We start from the raw sequence: 16,498 nt of genomic DNA on the forward strand, positions 1-16,498 counted from the left end.
ATCATTTTGTAAATAACTAAAATTGAGAGGTATAAGTATGCGAATCATTATTAAAAATGTGTATATGTTAATGATTGCGGTATTGAACTTCATTTTCAAAGGGAGAAAGGTTAACCAAACACAAATCGTGTGTTTAATGACATTTCCTGAAGACATGATGCCGATTATTAAAGAATTAGACAATAAAGGCTATGCGATTACTGTAATTGCGAAAGCTCAAGAGCAAGCGCGCTTAACCCATCTTAAACATACGACATTCTTGCCGGCGGGGAATAAACATGTTGTAAAACACATTGCAGCGTTGAGTAGCGCTAAAGTAATTGTCATCGATACGTATTACTTAATGCTTGGGGGATACACTAAGAAACAAGGACAATCGATTATCCAAACATGGCATGCTTCCGGCGCATTAAAAAACTTTGGCTTAACCGACCATCAAGTTGATTTAAATAATTCTAAAATGGTGAAACAGTATCGACGTGTGTATGACGCTACAGATTATTATCTTATTGGTGGCAATGAGATGGGGGAATGCTTTAAAGAATCATTTGGCGCGACAGACAATCAAATGTTACAACTAGGGCTACCACGTTTAGTTAACTATATGAATTTCGACCTCAAGGCTGAGCAAACACGATTGAAAGAATATTATAATATTCCTAATAAATTGGCGATATATGTGCCAACATATCGCGAAGATGCGTCAGATAATCGACAGTTAGATAAAACTCATTTTGAAAAGGAACTACCGAACTATACATTGATCAATCAATTACATCCTTCAATTAGTGGCTACACACCAGAGATTCCTACCTCAGAGTTAATGGTGATGGCTGATGTGATTATTAGTGATTATAGTTCCTTACCGATTGAAGCTAGTTTATTAAATAAAGCAACATTATTTTATGTATATGATGAAGAAAAGTATAGACGTGTGCGAGGATTAAATCGATTTTACGATGCCATACCACAAGCGTATAAAGTGAATAATGAAGAAGAATTGATAGGCAAAATTAAAAATGAGACGCAACTACGTCCATTATTTAAAGATTGGCATCGCTACAATAGCTTGAATAGTTTAGAACAGACAGTACAATTTATTGAAAAGTTGGTGAAAGAATGAAAATAGCCGTGATTATTCCAGCGTATAATGCAGAACATACGATTCGAAAGGCTGTTAAATCAATTGATACTACGCATGAAGTGGAAATTGTTTGTATCAATGATGGTTCAACCGATCGTACTAGAGAAGTATTAATGCAATTACAAAAAGAAGTTAAAAATCTTGTGATTTATAATCAAGACAACCAAGGCGCTGCTAAAAGTAGAAATGTAGGTTTAGCCGCACTGGCTGATGATGTCGAAGCGTTTATGTTTTTAGATGCAGATGATCAATTTTTACCGGGAAGATTAGATCAAATGATAAATTACTATGAAAGCGACCAGAACGTTGATATTGTAATTGGACAAATTGGACGAGGCGTAAACGGTGATTGGAAAGTTGTGCCTACTCATGAAGAGATAAATCGTAACGCTATGGTGACGTTAGCGCAAGCTCCCGAAATTTTGCAATCTATAGGCCCAGGCGGGAAATTATTTAACTCAAAATTTAAAGCCTTACAATTTGATGAGGATGTTGTTTTTTGCGAAGAACATACCTTTATTACACGTGCTTATTTAACGGCACGAGATATTCAACTCCTTCCTTTAATCGTCTATGGCTACAATGAACGAGAAGGTTCAGTGACGGATAAACGTGCTGATACGTTCTTATCGTATATCGAAGATGCACGACGAGTGCGTCAACGTGTGATGGAAATGTTGTTATTAACGAACGAGAAAGCATATTATAGCTATCGCATGGATAATTTAATTGTAAGTTATTTGATACAAGCTTATTTATTAAAATATAGCCGAATAACATCACAGTTTACTGATAAAATAACGCAATATATTAAAGACATGCAACATACTGATTATTCAGGTGATGCATTATTTAGAATTGTTCAAGCAGTCGAACAAGGTGCGACAAATTGGGATAAAGAGAGTTATGAAAAGTGGCGTCAAACGCTTGTGAATGTAGGCATTGGAAGACCTAGATATCTGCTTTTTAAAGCACAAGTTATGCCCAAAAAATTAGCATTCAATGGTAAACAATCTTTAAAGAAAATATTGAAAAGATAACCCAACGTATTAAGTGAGCGCATTATAGAAATAATGGTATGCAAATTTTATTTATGCTACATTAAGATTATGAAGCACTGTTAAAAATTTAGTTAAGGAGACAACTAGGTATGAGAAGAGTAATTACTTACGGCACATATGACTTGTTACATTATGGTCATATTGAATTATTAAGAAGAGCTCGTGAAATGGGCGACTACTTAATTGTTGCGCTATCAACAGATGAGTTTAACCAAATTAAAAACAAGAAGTCTTATTATGATTTTGAACAACGTAAAATGATGCTAGAATCGATTCGCTATGTCGATTTAGTTATCCCCGAGAGTGATTGGGGACAAAAAGAAATTGACGTAGATCGATTTGATGTTGATGTATTTGTAATGGGCCACGACTGGGAAGGCGAATTCGACTTCTTAAAAGATAAGTGTGAAGTTGTATACTTAAAACGTACTGAAGGTATTTCAACTACTCAAATTAAAAAAGAATTGTACGGTAAAGACGCTAAATAATAAACGATTCGAATATAATATTTAGCAATAATAAAAAATGACATCCCTCATTTGCGTAGGTAGTAACATAACGCTTGTGATGGATGTCATTTTTAATTTTAAAGCATTAGCGATGTTTAGAGATTAGGCGACCAATTAAATAAATAATTAAAATCAAAATAATAGAAACTAACGCTCCCACAAGTATAGTTAGTGTTGGGTAATTATGCCACATATGTTGAACAAATGTATTCGCTTTGTGTAGTGCAGGTCGTGTAACTTTGACAGTAGGAGGGCCATCACTATCTGTTAAGAATTGACGATTATAATTTAGGTGGACATTTCCATTTTTCACTACAAATTTATAATCTTTGGAAGTGAAATGTTGAGGTATGATGTCATACAAATCGTCTCGGACGTAATAAGTTTTGCCATTAATCTTATGCTTACCTTGAGGTAACACTTTTTTATACTCATATTGGTTAAATGAACGATTCATGAGTGCGTTACCTATCATGTTACGTTGCATTTCACCACCTAACTTCTTGTAATCTCCAACTCCCATAAGTACTTGATTAATATGTAACTTACCACGTTTTGTAGTAATGGTATGGTTATAATCTGCCGTATCACTTGAACCAGTTTTTAACCCATCGGTACCTTCTAAACTCATTTTGGCACCTTCTAGTGAATGATTAAATGTATAATACGTCACACCGTGTTGCGTAGGTGCTAATTGCTTTGTAAAATATAAAATCTTTGGTGTTTCTTTAATCACATGGTGATCAAGTATAGCGAAATCTTTTGCCGTAGAGGTAGAGACATCTTGACTTTTGTATTTCGAAGGAGCGAACCCTGCTAATCTATGATTTTCAGCACCAGTCGGATTAACAAAATGGGTATGATGCATGCCAATCTCTTTCGCTTTCTTATTCATCAAATCAGTAAAGTCATTTACATTACCTGAAACTTTCTCAGCTAAGATTAATGCTGCTCCATTACTTGAATTGGAAACTGTAATTTGAAGCAACTCTTTAATTGTATATGTTTCACCAGGATATAGTTTAGTATTACTAAGTTCCGGTAAAGTTGACATTCGATAATGTCTGTGCGTAATATGTATCTTGTCATTTAGCGAAAGCTTACCTTTATTGACGGCTTCAAGCGTGAGATACATGGTCATAAGCTTAGTCATAGAAGCGGGTTGCCAAGTTTGATTCGCCTGATAGCTATAAAGTATTTGACCGGATTGGCTAACGTTGATAGCACTTTCTGGTTGATAGGTATCTGTGACATTCGGATAACCATATTGGCGTGTGATTTCAGTAGGTGTGAGCGTTTCTTCAGCAGCATTCGTCATAGGTGTTATAATAGTAGCCGTTAAGAGCGTACTGAAGATAAGTGTAATAATTCGTTTCATACTTTCTTTCCTTTTGTTAAAAATTTCAGTGAAAATAGTTTAACATAGCGAAATGTTGAGATAAACATAATTGAATTGCTCACAAGAAAATAGGGTGTAAAAGTATTATTGAATATTTGAGATTAACTACCTCAAACTTAAGACAGAAACAATATAATTTAAAATGAATATAAAAGAGGGTTAGTTTATGAAAGGGCAAAATCCATTATTTTTCTTATTTAAACGGCTATCATGGCCGTATGCGTTAATTATTACTGCTATTATTATTTCATCATTAGGCAGTATAAGCGGATTACTTATTCCATTATTTACAGGGCGTTTAGTAGATAAATTCTCCACAAGTAGTATTAATTGGAATATTGTTATATTATTCGCCGGCATATTTATAGTTAATGCATTATTAAGTGGTATTGGCATATACTTACTCAGCAAAATTGGCGAGAAAATGATTTATGATATTCGCTCGATTTTATGGGAACACATTATTAAATTAAAAATGCCATTTTTCGATAAAAACGAAAGTGGACAACTAATGAGTCGTTTAACTGACGATACAAAAGTGATTAATGAATTTATTTCACAAAAGTTACCGCAACTATTACCAGCAGTGATTACATTAGTAGGATCAATCGTTATGTTATTCATTATGGATTGGCAAATGACGTTATTAACATTTATCGCTATTCCAATATTTATGGCGATTATGATTCCATTAGGTCGAAAAATGCAAAAGATTTCGATTAATACACAAACAGAAATTGCTAACTTTAGTGGTTTGTTAGGGCGTGTGCTAACTGAAATGCGCTTAGTAAAAGTTTCTAATACAGAGCGCAAGGAATTGAATAATGCGCATTATAACTTGCGAGCAATATACGATTTAGGTTTAAAACAAGCTAAAATCGTGGCTATTATTCAACCGATTTCAAGTGTGATTATGTTACTCATGATTGCCATTATCTTAGGATTTGGTGCAATTAGAATTGCTACTGGAGCGATTACTGCCGGCGCCTTAATTGCTATGATATTTTATGTGATGCAATTATCTATGCCGTTAATGAATCTATCTACATTAGTTACAGACTATAAAAAAGCAGTCGGTGCTAGTAGTCGAATTTTTGAAATTATGCAAGAACCTGTTGAACCAATGACAGACTTAGAACCAGTAGCTAATGTTTCAATTACTGATGGCGAATTAGCTTTCGAAGAGGTTAACTTTAAATATGATGTTCAACCTATCTTGAATGATGTGTCATTCCGTATCCCTCAAGGTAAAGTGAGTGCGTTTGTAGGGCCTTCTGGTTCAGGGAAAAGTACCATCTTTAACTTAATCGAACGCATGTATGAAACTGAAGCGGGAGATATTAAATATGGTGAACAAAGTATTTACGACATACCGGTTACAAATTGGCGTCAAAAAATTGGATATGTTATGCAATCTAATTCGATGATGAGCGGTACGATTCGAGATAACATTCTTTATGGAATTAATCGTGAAGTTTCTGATGAAGAGTTAATTCGATATGCTAAACTTGCTAACTGTCATGACTTTATTATGCAATTTGATGATGGTTACGATACGTTAGTTGGAGAACGCGGTCTCAAGTTATCTGGAGGACAACGTCAACGTATTGATATTGCACGTAGTTTCGTTAAAAATCCTGATATTTTATTACTTGATGAGGCAACAGCGAACTTAGATAGTGAAAGTGAACAAAAAATTCAAGAAGCCTTAGAAATTTTAATGGAAGGGCGTACGACAATTGTAATTGCGCATCGACTCTCAACTATTAAAAAAGCTGGTCAAATTATTTTCCTAGATCAAGGTAGAGTGACCGGTAAAGGTACACATTCAGAATTGATGGCGAACCATGAAAAATACCGTCAATTCGTATCAACACAAAACTTAAGCGAATAATTGAATATGTAAGAATCATAAAATGGCTCTGAGTTGATTTTGAAGTAAGTAGAAATCAACTTAGAGCTATTTTTCGATCTGTACTTTGAATGAAAATATTTATTATTTATATTATTTTCAATTTTACAAATAACATAGCTTTGGATTGAGTTCACTTAACGAATGTGAAATAATCAACCTTAATAGTATATATGTGTTTTTTTGAAACTATATGCATAATAGTAAAACTCGCACATGATGTGAGAAGTTAGAGAATGGAGTGAAAGACTATGCTATACACGATAACATCAACATTGCCTCCAGTGCATGGCGGAAGAACAAAAGCATTATTATACAGAATAAAGTTTTTGGAAGAGAAATTAAATGAGCCATCAACGATATTAACCACTAACTATAATGCAAATTATAAAAACGTTTATAAAATCTTTAGACGAAAAGGTTTTATAACTGACAATTTAAAATTAGACAATATTTATGATTGGCTAGCGAATTATAAATTGTTAGAAGAACCGACGCCACCTTCCTCTATAGACAAAGCAGCTATTAAATCTAAAATTAAGGTGTTAGGTTTGAAAGCTGAAAGATATGGAGATGACGTAACGTATTATAAAGCCAAGACTCGTGTCATGTTTAGAAAATATTATAAAGACTCAAATGTGATTAAGTATGAAGACACTATCGTTAAAGGAACTTCTAACATTAGTAAGCGAAAAGAATATACGTTAAATGGTAAATTACATAAAATAACTTACTATGATGAGAAAACCACTTTTAAGGTTAATGAAGAATACTATGACCGCAAAGGTAAAATGTATTTGAACAAAAGTTTTAATAATGATGAAGACAATAAGTTAATCGAAATACGTTATTTTAAAAAGAAAAATAAAATACTCGTCTTTAAAAAGGAAAAAGAGTTATTCACATATTATTATAATCAAGTTTTAAAAGATGGTAGCATTGTATTTAATGATGCGCGCTTATTAGATAGACCGCTTATTGAATGTAAAAATAATATTAAGCGTATCTTGGTCTTTCATAGCAATCATTTGATTAATGATGAGATACGTAAATCTTATCAATTGGCCCTTGAGAAGAATGAAGCAATCGATAAATATATCGTTTTAACTGATTACCAAAAAAATGATATCCAATCACAATTTTCAATCAATGATGATAAAATAGATGTCATTCCTCATTTTCTAGAAATAGCTAAAGCAACGACTCGTGAAAATGTGCAAGACCAGTTCTGTTTTATAGGTAGAATTACGAAGGAAAAACAAATTGACCATATTATTCGTGCATTCGACATGTATTTAAAGAAAGGTTACACTTCAAAATTATTGATTTATGGTAATGATAAAGATGGTAGTTTGAAGAAATTAAAAAGCTTAGTCGCTAAGTTAAATATTAAAGATAATGTGCAGTTTAAAGGTCATACGGATCAACCGAAAAAAGTGTTTGCTACTGTTAGAGCTTCGTTATTGACGAGTCAATATGAAGGTTTTGCCTTAACTGTAATGGAGAGTATAAACACTGGCTGTCCTGTAGTTTCTTATAATATGCGTTATGGACCTAGTGAATTAATCACTAATGGTGAAAATGGTATACTAGTCGAAAAAGATAATGTAGAAGCATTTGCTAACGGAATAGAAATGGCTAGAAATACAGACTTCAAAGATGTAAAATTAAGTACAAAATTTGATGTGAAAAAAGCACTCAAAAATTATCAAGCACTCCTCGATGACATAACAAATACTTAGTACAATTAGAAAATGGAGAGAATTATGTTGAATAAAATATCAATTATTATTACGTATTATAATAATGAAGAATATATTGATGAATGTATCAATAGTTTAAAAAGCCAGAGAAATCAAGACTTTGACGTTATTATCGTAGATGACGATTCTACTGATAGATCGACAGAAATTTTACAAAAAGAACTAAAAAATTATGATAAAGATGTTAAGTTTATTCAATTAAAAGAGAATAGTGGTCACGCGCATGCTAGAAATATTGCTTTAGATGAGGCTCATGGACAATATGTCATGTTCCTTGATGCAGATGACCAATTAGCATCATATGCAATTGACTTCTATTTACGTCACATTAATGGTTTAGATACTTTAATTGCACCAATTCATAAATTTACTACTCAACGTGCGCAGTATGTTGATAAAGATAAAGTGCGTTTACAGTACGCATCTCATAAGAAAAGTCCTAACACGATTTTAAGAAAAGAATCTGTATGTAATATTTTATTTAAAAATGCGATTATAAAAGCACATAACATCAAATTTAATGAAGAGTTAAATATCTATACAGATCATTCATTTACTTTAGAATATTTAAAGCATGCTGAAAGTTTTGTAAGAATTACTAATTTCCCATTCTACTATCGTGGTGAAGTGTACGATCCATTTAATGGTAATACATTAAGTGGGCAAGATTTTACTAATAAATTTGAAGACCATGTCAATAGTTTCTTTGATGCGATGCAAAGAACAGATGATAAGAAAGTTAGAAAATTTTTAATTCAAAAAATGAAGAATGAAATTAAGACTGGCTTTGATCCATCATTAAGAGATATTAAAGCACGCTATATTACACTTGAACAACCACTTATCAGAGTAGTAAAAGCGTTAAAATGGAATATTATTAGCGATGGAAAAGTATTGTATAACCTTGAAGTGCTATTCTTAGCTATGGACAATGTTGAAAATGCTAAATATGTAAATAATTTACGTAATAAAACGCGTTTAGTTAAAAATATTGTTACTAATAGTAAGATGAAAGAACGTTCAAGATATCAATTAAGCGATAGTGAAGATACCGTTGATGAGAACACAATTGTGTTTGAAGCATTTGGTGGTAAAAACTATAGCGATAGTCCTAAATATATTTATGAATATATGCAACAACATTACCCACAACTTAATTATATTTGGGTATTTTTAAAACCAGAGAATAATGTCGTTCCAGGAAATGCAACTAAAGTTAAAAAAGGGTCTAAAGAATACTATGAAGCGTATTCTAGAGCAAAATATTGGGTTTCAAATGCTAGATTGCCACTTTATTTAAATAAAAAAGACAATCAAACTTATATTCAAACTTGGCACGGTACACCACTTAAGCGTTTAGCTAACGATATGAAAGTGGTTAGAATGCCAGGTACAACGACGGCGAACTATAAGAAAAACTTTTATGCAGAAGCATCTCGTTGGGATTATTTAGTCTCTCCAAATAGATATTCTTCAGACATTTTCAAAACAGCTTTCTGGATGGATGAGGATAGAATTTGGGAAATTGGATATCCAAGAAATGATGTTTTAGTTAATCGTCAACATGATACTGAATACCTTGCTCAAATTAGACGTGACTTGAACTTACCTGAAGGTAAAAAGGTAATTATGTATGCGCCAACGTGGAGAGACGATGAGTTTGTTAAAAAAGGACAGTACTTATTTGATTTGAAAATCAATCTTGCTAACCTTCAAAAAGAACTTGGCGATGACTATGTGATTTTATTAAGAATGCATTATCTGATTGCAAATGCGTTAGATTTAAATGGATTTGATGACTTTGCGATTGATGTATCAAATTATAATGATATTTCTGAGTTATATCTTATCTCTGATGCATTAATCACTGACTACTCATCAGTGATGTTTGACTTTGGTATCTTAAAACGACCACAATTCTTCTTTGCATACGATATTGAAAAATATGACAAAGGTTTACGTGGTTTCTATATGGACTATATGAATGATTTACCAGGCGAAATCATTACAGATGAATTTAAACTAGCTGAAGAATTAAAACAATTAGATCAACATAAAGTGCAATATAAAGATAAAATTGAGAAGTTTTATAATGATTTTTGCTCTATTGAAAAAGGACAATCTTCTCAATTTATCGGTGACTATATCTATAACGATATTGAGAAAAATAAATAGCTTTATTATGAAGCGAAACAGAGATTAAGCATAAATCTCAAAATACAGGCGTAAAGGTGATTTTCATTAGAAAGAGCATCTTTGCGTCTGTTTTTTAGTGAAACTTGTTAGAATCTTTGTTTTAGAATCAAGGTTGTTATTTACTGTTCGTGAATTTTCACAGAAATCTCTAAAAACTTTATTTTATCGAACATTAGCGCATGGTATAATGATAATTAAGTTATTTACGGAATGTTAACGTTATTATAAGAGACAAAGTACGGTTCTGTTAAATAGACACGCTATTACATAGTGAGTTTAAAAATTTTATATTTAGGTGGGTGCCTTATGTTTTTGTTGATTAATATCATTGGGTTACTTGTATTTTTAGGAATTGCAGTTTTATTTTCTAGAGATCGTAAAAATATCCAATGGAAATCTATTTTAATTCTTGTTATTTTAAACGTATTTTTGGCATGGTTCTTTGTTTATTTCCAAATTGGAAGAACTATTGTAGAAGGCTTAGCTGCTGCAATTGCATGGGTAATTCAATCGGCGCATACGGGAACAGGATTTGCATTTAGTAGTTTTACAAGTGGCAAACAAATGGACATGGCGATTAGCGCATTATTCCCAATTTTACTTGTTGTACCACTATTCGACGTTCTAATGTACTTTAATATTCTTCCTAAGATTATTGGTGGCATTGGTTGGTTACTAGCTAAAATTACACGTCAACCTAAGTTCGAGTCATTTTTCGGAATTGAAATGATGTTTTTAGGTAATACTGAAGCATTAGCAGTCTCAAACGCACAATTGAAACGTATGAACGAAATGCGTGTGTTAACTGTTGCGATGATGTCAATGAGCTCGATTTCAGGAGCTATTGTTGGTGCATATGTACAAATGATTCCTGGGGAACTTGTTTTAACGGCAATACCTCTAAATATTATTAATGCGATTATTGTGTCTTCTATTCTGAATCCAGTGACTGTAGAAGAACAAGAAGATATTATTTATAGCATTAACAATAATGAAACTGTAGAACGTCAACCGTTCTTCTCTTTCTTAGGCGATTCGGTATTAAATGCTGGTAAATTAGTACTTATCATTATTGCATTTGTTATTAGTTTCGTAGCATTAGCAGATTTAATAGACCGTTTCATTAATTTAATTACTGGACTTATTGCTAGTGGCATAGGTGTGAAAGGTAGCTTTGGATTAAACCAAATTTTAGGCGTTTTCATGTATCCATTTGCTTTACTTTTAGGCTTACCTTGGGACGAAGCATGGATTGTAGCGCAACAAATGGCTAAAAAAATCGTGACAAACGAATTTGTAGTTATGGGCGAAATTACTAAAGTTGTCGATACATATAGTCCTCACCGACAAGCAGTTATTTCAACATTCTTAGTATCATTTGCGAACTTCTCAACAATCGGAATGATTGTAGGTACATTAAAAGGTATCGTCGATAAGAAAACGTCGGATTTCGTAGCTAAATATGTACCGATGATGCTTCTTTCTGGTATTTTAGTATCATTACTTACTGCAGCCTTTGTTGGTTTATTTGCTTGGTAAGAATCATTGTAAAATTAAGTATCTGGGATATTAACACCAAAATTTTAGACTTGAAGAGGTTTTCTAAATGAAAACCTCTTCAAGTCTTTTTTAGTATGCAGATTTTTTAATTGTAAGCGACTTGAAATACATGATAAAAACCAAGCACAAAAAGTGAGGAGACACTTTATATACTTGGTTTTTATGGGAAATGAATATTAATGTACTTGTAACGGTAAGGACTAGGTACTGTCACAGTACTTCGAGCAAAATTTGTTTTGTTACTATAAACAACACAAAGGAGATAACTTCTCTTATTAAGAAGTTATACACATTATAGCAGTATAAGATTAAGAAGTAAATAAAAAATTCAGAAAATTTAAAAATATTTAATGGATAGTGCTGCAGAGGTCTCTGGAATAACGATATTGTCGTCACTATTCAATTATCACGTATGATTTATTACTATATAATTTTATTCGATTATTATTAATTTACATATTTTCAAAATAAATATTGTAGCTTAACAAAGGAATATGCTACATTTTTATTAATACATTCTATAAAAGGGGTTGGTATATGTGAATAAAACTATTAAAGATTTAATACTAGTCATACTAGGCTCTTTCATATTTTCAGCAGGAGTAAATTCATTTATCATTTCAGGTAATCTAGGTGAAGGTGGAGTAACTGGGATTGCCATCGTATTATACTATGCTTTTCACATCTCGCCAGCCATTACAAACTTCGTAGCGAATGCTGTTTTAATTGTTCTAGGCTATAAGTTTTTAAGTAAGCGAAGTACAGTGTTAACAATTATTGCGACGGTACTTATTTCAGTATTTTTGAGTTTAACAGAATCTTGGCATGTGGCCACAGACAATGTCATTATTAATGCTGTATTTGGTGGGGCGTGTGTTGGATTAGGTATTGGCGTCATTGTATTAGCTGGAGGTACAACTGCAGGTACAACGATTTTGGCACGTATAGCTAATAAATATTTAGAAGTAAGTACAGCATATGCGCTATTATTCTTCGACTTGATTGTAGTGCTTATCTCATTAACTGTTTTACCTTTACAAAAAGCGTTAGTTACAGTGATTTCTTTATACATCGGAACTAAAGTAATGGAATATGTTATTGAAGGATTAAATACGAAGAAAGCAATGACTATTATTTCTAGTAAACCCGATGAAGTAGCAAAAGCAATCGACGAGCAAGTAGGACGTGGTCTAACGATTTTAGATGGACATGGTTATTATAGTCGTGAGGAAAAGGATGTTCTTTATGTGGTAGTAGCAAAGACTCAAGTCTCACGTGCTAAACGAATCATACGTAAAATAGATAATCAGGCTTTTCTTGTCGTTCACGATGTGCGTGATGTTTATGGTAATGGTTTCTTAATAGATGAATAATACGTTAGTTTATAGAGGTTAGGATATCAAGTATATTGAAATATTAGCTTAGAGCGATGTTCAATATATAATTCCTAGTCTCTATTTTTATTTATACTTCGTATTGTTTGGCTCACTTTCCGAGGGAGCGGGACAGAAATCTAATGTAATTTCTAAGATTTCGTAGTCCCGCCCCGGCAAGGTTGACTAGAAATGAAGAAAGTGAGGCTCGAACGCCTCTTCATTTCAGGCAACTACTGCTAGCTTTATCCTATAGTCTTTGCCTAGACCTATTTCCTCAGGAGTCTCGCCAACAATACTACGTTATTATATGTAATTTTATATAAAAATCTTTAAAACCTAATCAACTAAATTAATGAAGAGTCTATGTAAAAAAATTATAGTACGACTGAACATATTTAATAATTCCTAGCCTCTATTTTTTAGCATTTTAGAAATAGTCAGTGGTTTACAAAGATGTTATAATATTTCTGTTGACTATGATAATTATTATCAATTAAGTTTAGATTTTATTAATAGATTTATTTTTCATGAAAGTAGGGAGAGCATGAATCGTTTAAGAGGACAACAAGTTGAAATTGGCTACGGGGATCACACAATTATTAATAACTTGGATGTTGAAATACCTGACGGGAAAATAACTTCGATTATTGGCCCGAACGGTTGTGGTAAATCCACTTTATTAAAAGCATTATCACGTTTGTTGGCGGTTAAAAAGGGTGAAATTCAATTAGACGGTGAAAATATTCACACACAATCGACAAAAGAAATTGCTAAAAAGATTGCAATTTTACCGCAGACACCTGAAGTAGCGGATGGTCTTACAGTGGGCGAACTTGTGTCGTATGGTCGTTTTCCACATCAAAAAGGATTTGGTCGTTTATCTGCCGAAGATAAAAAAGAAATTGACTGGGCATTAAGCGTAACCGGCACATCAGAATTTAGACATCGTTCAATTAATGATTTGAGTGGCGGGCAACGCCAACGTGTATGGATTGCGATGGCATTAGCCCAAAAAACAGATATTATTTTCTTAGATGAGCCTACAACTTATCTAGATATTTCGCATCAACTAGAAATATTGGAGTTAGTACAACGATTAAATGAAGAACAAGGTTGTACGATTATTATGGTGTTACATGATATCAACCAAGCTATCCGTTTTTCAGATCACCTCATTGCAATGAAAAAAGGGGAAATTGTAGCAAGTGGTGCGACAGAAGATGTGCTAACTAAAGATATTTTAGAAAAAGTATTTAATATTGATGTGGTACTTAGTACAGACCCACGAACTGGGAAACCGCTTTTAGTAACTTATGATCTATTCCAAAAAAATTATTCATAATTTAAAAACAAATAAAGAAAAGGGATTTTAATATGACAGGGAAGGACAAGAAAGTTAATTTTGGGTTTATAGGCTATATTATTTTAGTCTTAGTGTTATTATTTGGTGCCCTTTTAGTTTCTATTTTAATTGGTGACGCTAAAATCAGCTTATCTACAATAAGCGATGCTATTTTTCACTATAACCCCAAGAATCAGCAACACAATATTATTAGTGAAATTCGTATTCCTCGAGATTTGGGAGCAGTGTTAGTAGGAATGGCTTTATCAGTAGCGGGCGCCGTTATTCAAGGTGTTACAAAAAATGGTCTTGCGGATCCAAGTTTAATCGGATTGAATTCAGGTGCTTCCTTTGCATTGGCATGTACGTTCGCATTTTATCCTGAAGCGCCATTTCTAATGTTAATGTTCGCTGGTTTTATTGGCGCAATGTTAGGTGGCTTTATTGTCTTAATGATTGGGCGCTCAAGACGCGATGGGTTTAACCCTATGAGGATTATATTAGCCGGTGCGGCAGTAAGTGCGCTATTAACAGCACTTAGCCAAGGTATAGCACTAACATTTAAATTGAATCAATCACTTACATATTGGAGTGCAGGTGGTGTTTCAGGAACAACTTGGCAACAATTACTATGGAGCGGGCCAGTCATTGTTATTGCAGTTGTCATTATCTTAACAATGAGTAAGCAATTAACGATTCTAAATTTGGGAGAAACATTAGCTAAAGGTTTAGGTCAAAATATCACACTGATAAGAGGTGTGAGCTTAGTGTTAACAATGATTCTTGCAGGTGTGGCCGTATCTATGGTTGGTCAGATTGCCTTCGTAGGTCTAATGGTACCTCATATCGTACGATTTTTAGTCGGTACAGATTACGCTAAGGTATTACCATTAACAGCTTTATCAGGCGGTTTATTAATGATAGTAGCCGACACAGTAGCGCGAATGCTAGGTGAAGCTCCAGTCGGCGCAGTAATTTCATTTATTGGTGTGCCTTACTTCTTATACTTAGTTAAAAGAGGAGGCCGCACAATATGATACATCCTAAATTGAGACGCAAACAAATTATTACCTTTATTATTTTTGCGATACTCTTATTTGCAGCATGCACATGGAGTGTGGCATCTGGTGAATACAAAATTCCAGTAGATCATTTCTTTAAAACATTGATTGGCCAAGGTGAATACTATGATCAATTAATTTTAATGGAATTTCGTTTTCCACGAATGTTAATCACTATCTTAGCTGGTGCAGCTTTAAGTTTAAGTGGTGCGATTATTCAAAGTGTGACTAAGAATCCAATTGCCGAACCAGGTATTTTAGGTATTAATGCTGGCGGTGGGTTTGCGATTGCTTTATTCTTATCAGTTGGTCAAATCGACCCTGACAATTTTGTTTATCTTCTACCAATTATTAGTGTAATTGGTGGTGTGGCAACTGCAATTATTATCTTTTTATTTAGCATGAATAAAAGAGATGGTATTACGCCAGCGAGTATGGTGTTAATTGGTGTAGGTATGCAAACAGCTTTATATGGTGGCTCTATTACCCTAATGTCTAAATTTGATGAAGATCAATCTGAATTTATCGCAACGTGGTTTGCTGGTAATATTTGGGGCGATGAATGGGCCTTTGTGATTGCTACTCTGCCATGGATAATTATTCTGTTCCCTTTCTTAATGTATAAATCGAATGTATTGAATTTAGTTAATACACACGAGCATATTGCGAAAGGTTTAGGTGTGAAAATTGAGCGTGAACGTATCGTTCTCTTCTTCATTGCCGTAGTATTATCTTCAGTAGCGGTAGCCGTAGCAGGTTCGATTACATTTATAGGTTTAATGGGTCCTCATATCGCTAAGTCTATCGTGGGACCACGACATCAACTCTTTTTACCAATTTCTATACTAGTAGGCGCATTCTTATTAGTATTTGCAGATACACTTGGTAAAATCATTCTTGAACCAACTGGTATTCCTGCTGGGATTGTTGTGGCGATTATCGGCGCGCCATATTTTATTTATTTAATGTATAAATCTAAAAGTGTTTAGTATTTGTAGTTTAATGTACATTTCAATAGGTTGGGTTATCGTTAACCATTTTTTAGTGAAAATGGCTAATCATCCAACTTTTTGAAGTGTATTTTTTTAATTTTCAAAAGTAAAAGAGTATAGGCTTAAACGCTAAATTATTCAAAAGTTAGCACATCTATAGTACTTAATCTATAATGGAATGAC

The 16,498-nt window shown here is 33.3% G+C and carries 12 protein-coding genes; 11 read left to right on the top strand and 1 reads right to left on the bottom strand.

Annotated elements, in window-relative coordinates; genetic code table 11:
- The first annotated feature begins 37 nt into the window (after window positions 1–37).
- The 3 genes from tarB to tagD all read left to right on the top strand — a co-directional run bounded on the left by tarB (window position 38) and on the right by tagD (window position 2,693).
- Window positions 38–1,123 carry a teichoic acid glycerol-phosphate primase TarB gene (gene tarB / locus HS848_RS00635; RefSeq protein WP_198610897.1) on the top strand — a complete coding sequence of 362 codons (1,086 nt, stop codon included), beginning with the start codon at window positions 38–40 and terminating at the stop codon, window positions 1,121–1,123.
- On the top strand, window positions 1,120–2,184 hold the full coding sequence (locus tag HS848_RS00640; protein ID WP_198610898.1) for a glycosyltransferase family 2 protein: 1,065 nt from the start codon (window positions 1,120–1,122) through the stop codon (window positions 2,182–2,184). The genes tarB and HS848_RS00640 overlap by 4 nt, the downstream gene beginning before the upstream one ends.
- Window positions 2,185–2,294: 110 nt before the next feature.
- A complete protein-coding gene (gene tagD / locus HS848_RS00645) occupies window positions 2,295–2,693 on the top strand; it encodes a glycerol-3-phosphate cytidylyltransferase (RefSeq protein ID WP_107507149.1) in 399 nt (132 codons plus the stop codon).
- Between the two features lie 106 nt (window positions 2,694–2,799).
- Here tagD and pbp4 read toward each other — a convergent pair whose 3' ends face one another.
- The gene (gene pbp4 / locus HS848_RS00650; protein WP_198610899.1) at window positions 2,800–4,092 is read right to left on the bottom strand and encodes a penicillin-binding protein PBP4; all 1,293 of its coding nucleotides are present in this window, start codon (window positions 4,090–4,092) and stop codon (window positions 2,800–2,802) included.
- Window positions 4,093–4,279: 187 nt separating this feature from the next.
- On the opposite strand from pbp4, the gene HS848_RS00655 reads away from it, so the two are divergent.
- The 8 genes from HS848_RS00655 (at window position 4,280) to HS848_RS00690 (ending at window position 16,312) form a co-directional block, all read left to right on the top strand.
- Complete coding sequence (locus tag HS848_RS00655; RefSeq protein ID WP_198610900.1) at window positions 4,280–6,007, top strand: ABC transporter ATP-binding protein; 1,728 nt, start codon at window positions 4,280–4,282, stop codon at window positions 6,005–6,007.
- Between the two features lie 269 nt (window positions 6,008–6,276).
- A complete protein-coding gene (locus HS848_RS00660) occupies window positions 6,277–7,767 on the top strand; it encodes a glycosyltransferase (RefSeq protein WP_198610901.1) in 1,491 nt (496 codons plus the stop codon).
- A 27-nt stretch (window positions 7,768–7,794) separates the two neighbouring features.
- Window positions 7,795–9,963: a bifunctional glycosyltransferase/CDP-glycerol:glycerophosphate glycerophosphotransferase gene (locus HS848_RS00665; protein WP_198611669.1), complete on the top strand. Its 2,169-nt coding sequence runs from the start codon at window positions 7,795–7,797 to the stop codon at window positions 9,961–9,963.
- Between the two features lie 327 nt (window positions 9,964–10,290).
- Window positions 10,291–11,523 carry a NupC/NupG family nucleoside CNT transporter gene (locus tag HS848_RS00670; protein ID WP_198610902.1) on the top strand — a complete coding sequence of 411 codons (1,233 nt, stop codon included), beginning with the start codon at window positions 10,291–10,293 and terminating at the stop codon, window positions 11,521–11,523.
- Between the two features lie 560 nt (window positions 11,524–12,083).
- The gene (locus HS848_RS00675) at window positions 12,084–12,917 is read left to right on the top strand and encodes a YitT family protein (protein ID WP_198610903.1); all 834 of its coding nucleotides are present in this window, start codon (window positions 12,084–12,086) and stop codon (window positions 12,915–12,917) included.
- Window positions 12,918–13,464: 547 nt separating this feature from the next.
- Window positions 13,465–14,262, top strand: coding sequence for an ABC transporter ATP-binding protein (locus HS848_RS00680; protein ID WP_198610904.1), 798 nt, complete (start codon window positions 13,465–13,467; stop codon window positions 14,260–14,262).
- 32 nt (window positions 14,263–14,294) lie between these two features.
- Window positions 14,295–15,299: a FecCD family ABC transporter permease gene (locus tag HS848_RS00685; RefSeq protein WP_198610905.1), complete on the top strand. Its 1,005-nt coding sequence runs from the start codon at window positions 14,295–14,297 to the stop codon at window positions 15,297–15,299.
- Entirely contained in the window at window positions 15,296–16,312 is a 1,017-nt protein-coding gene (locus HS848_RS00690; protein WP_198610906.1) for a FecCD family ABC transporter permease, read from the top strand. Before HS848_RS00685 ends, HS848_RS00690 begins: the two co-directional genes overlap by 4 nt.
- Window positions 16,313–16,498 lie beyond the last annotated feature (186 nt).

The sequence above is a fragment of the Staphylococcus caledonicus genome (assembly GCF_016238465.1).
GTDB lineage: Bacteria > Bacillota > Bacilli > Staphylococcales > Staphylococcaceae > Staphylococcus > Staphylococcus caledonicus.

Excerpts from the sequence above, each read along its gene's own strand:
- tarB (WP_198610897.1), top strand. The coding sequence starts at position 38 with ATGCGAATCATTATTAAAAATGTGTATATGTTAATGATTGCGGTATTG.
- HS848_RS00640 (WP_198610898.1), top strand. The coding sequence starts at position 1,120 with ATGAAAATAGCCGTGATTATTCCAGCGTATAATGCAGAACATACGATT.
- tagD (WP_107507149.1), top strand. The coding sequence starts at position 2,295 with ATGAGAAGAGTAATTACTTACGGCACATATGACTTGTTACATTATGGT.
- pbp4 (WP_198610899.1), bottom strand. The coding sequence starts at position 4,092 with ATGAAACGAATTATTACACTTATCTTCAGTACGCTCTTAACGGCTACT.
- HS848_RS00655 (WP_198610900.1), top strand. The coding sequence starts at position 4,280 with ATGAAAGGGCAAAATCCATTATTTTTCTTATTTAAACGGCTATCATGG.
- HS848_RS00660 (WP_198610901.1), top strand. The coding sequence starts at position 6,277 with ATGCTATACACGATAACATCAACATTGCCTCCAGTGCATGGCGGAAGA.
- HS848_RS00670 (WP_198610902.1), top strand. The coding sequence starts at position 10,291 with ATGTTTTTGTTGATTAATATCATTGGGTTACTTGTATTTTTAGGAATT.
- HS848_RS00680 (WP_198610904.1), top strand. The coding sequence starts at position 13,465 with ATGAATCGTTTAAGAGGACAACAAGTTGAAATTGGCTACGGGGATCAC.
- HS848_RS00685 (WP_198610905.1), top strand. The coding sequence starts at position 14,295 with ATGACAGGGAAGGACAAGAAAGTTAATTTTGGGTTTATAGGCTATATT.
- HS848_RS00690 (WP_198610906.1), top strand. The coding sequence starts at position 15,296 with ATGATACATCCTAAATTGAGACGCAAACAAATTATTACCTTTATTATT.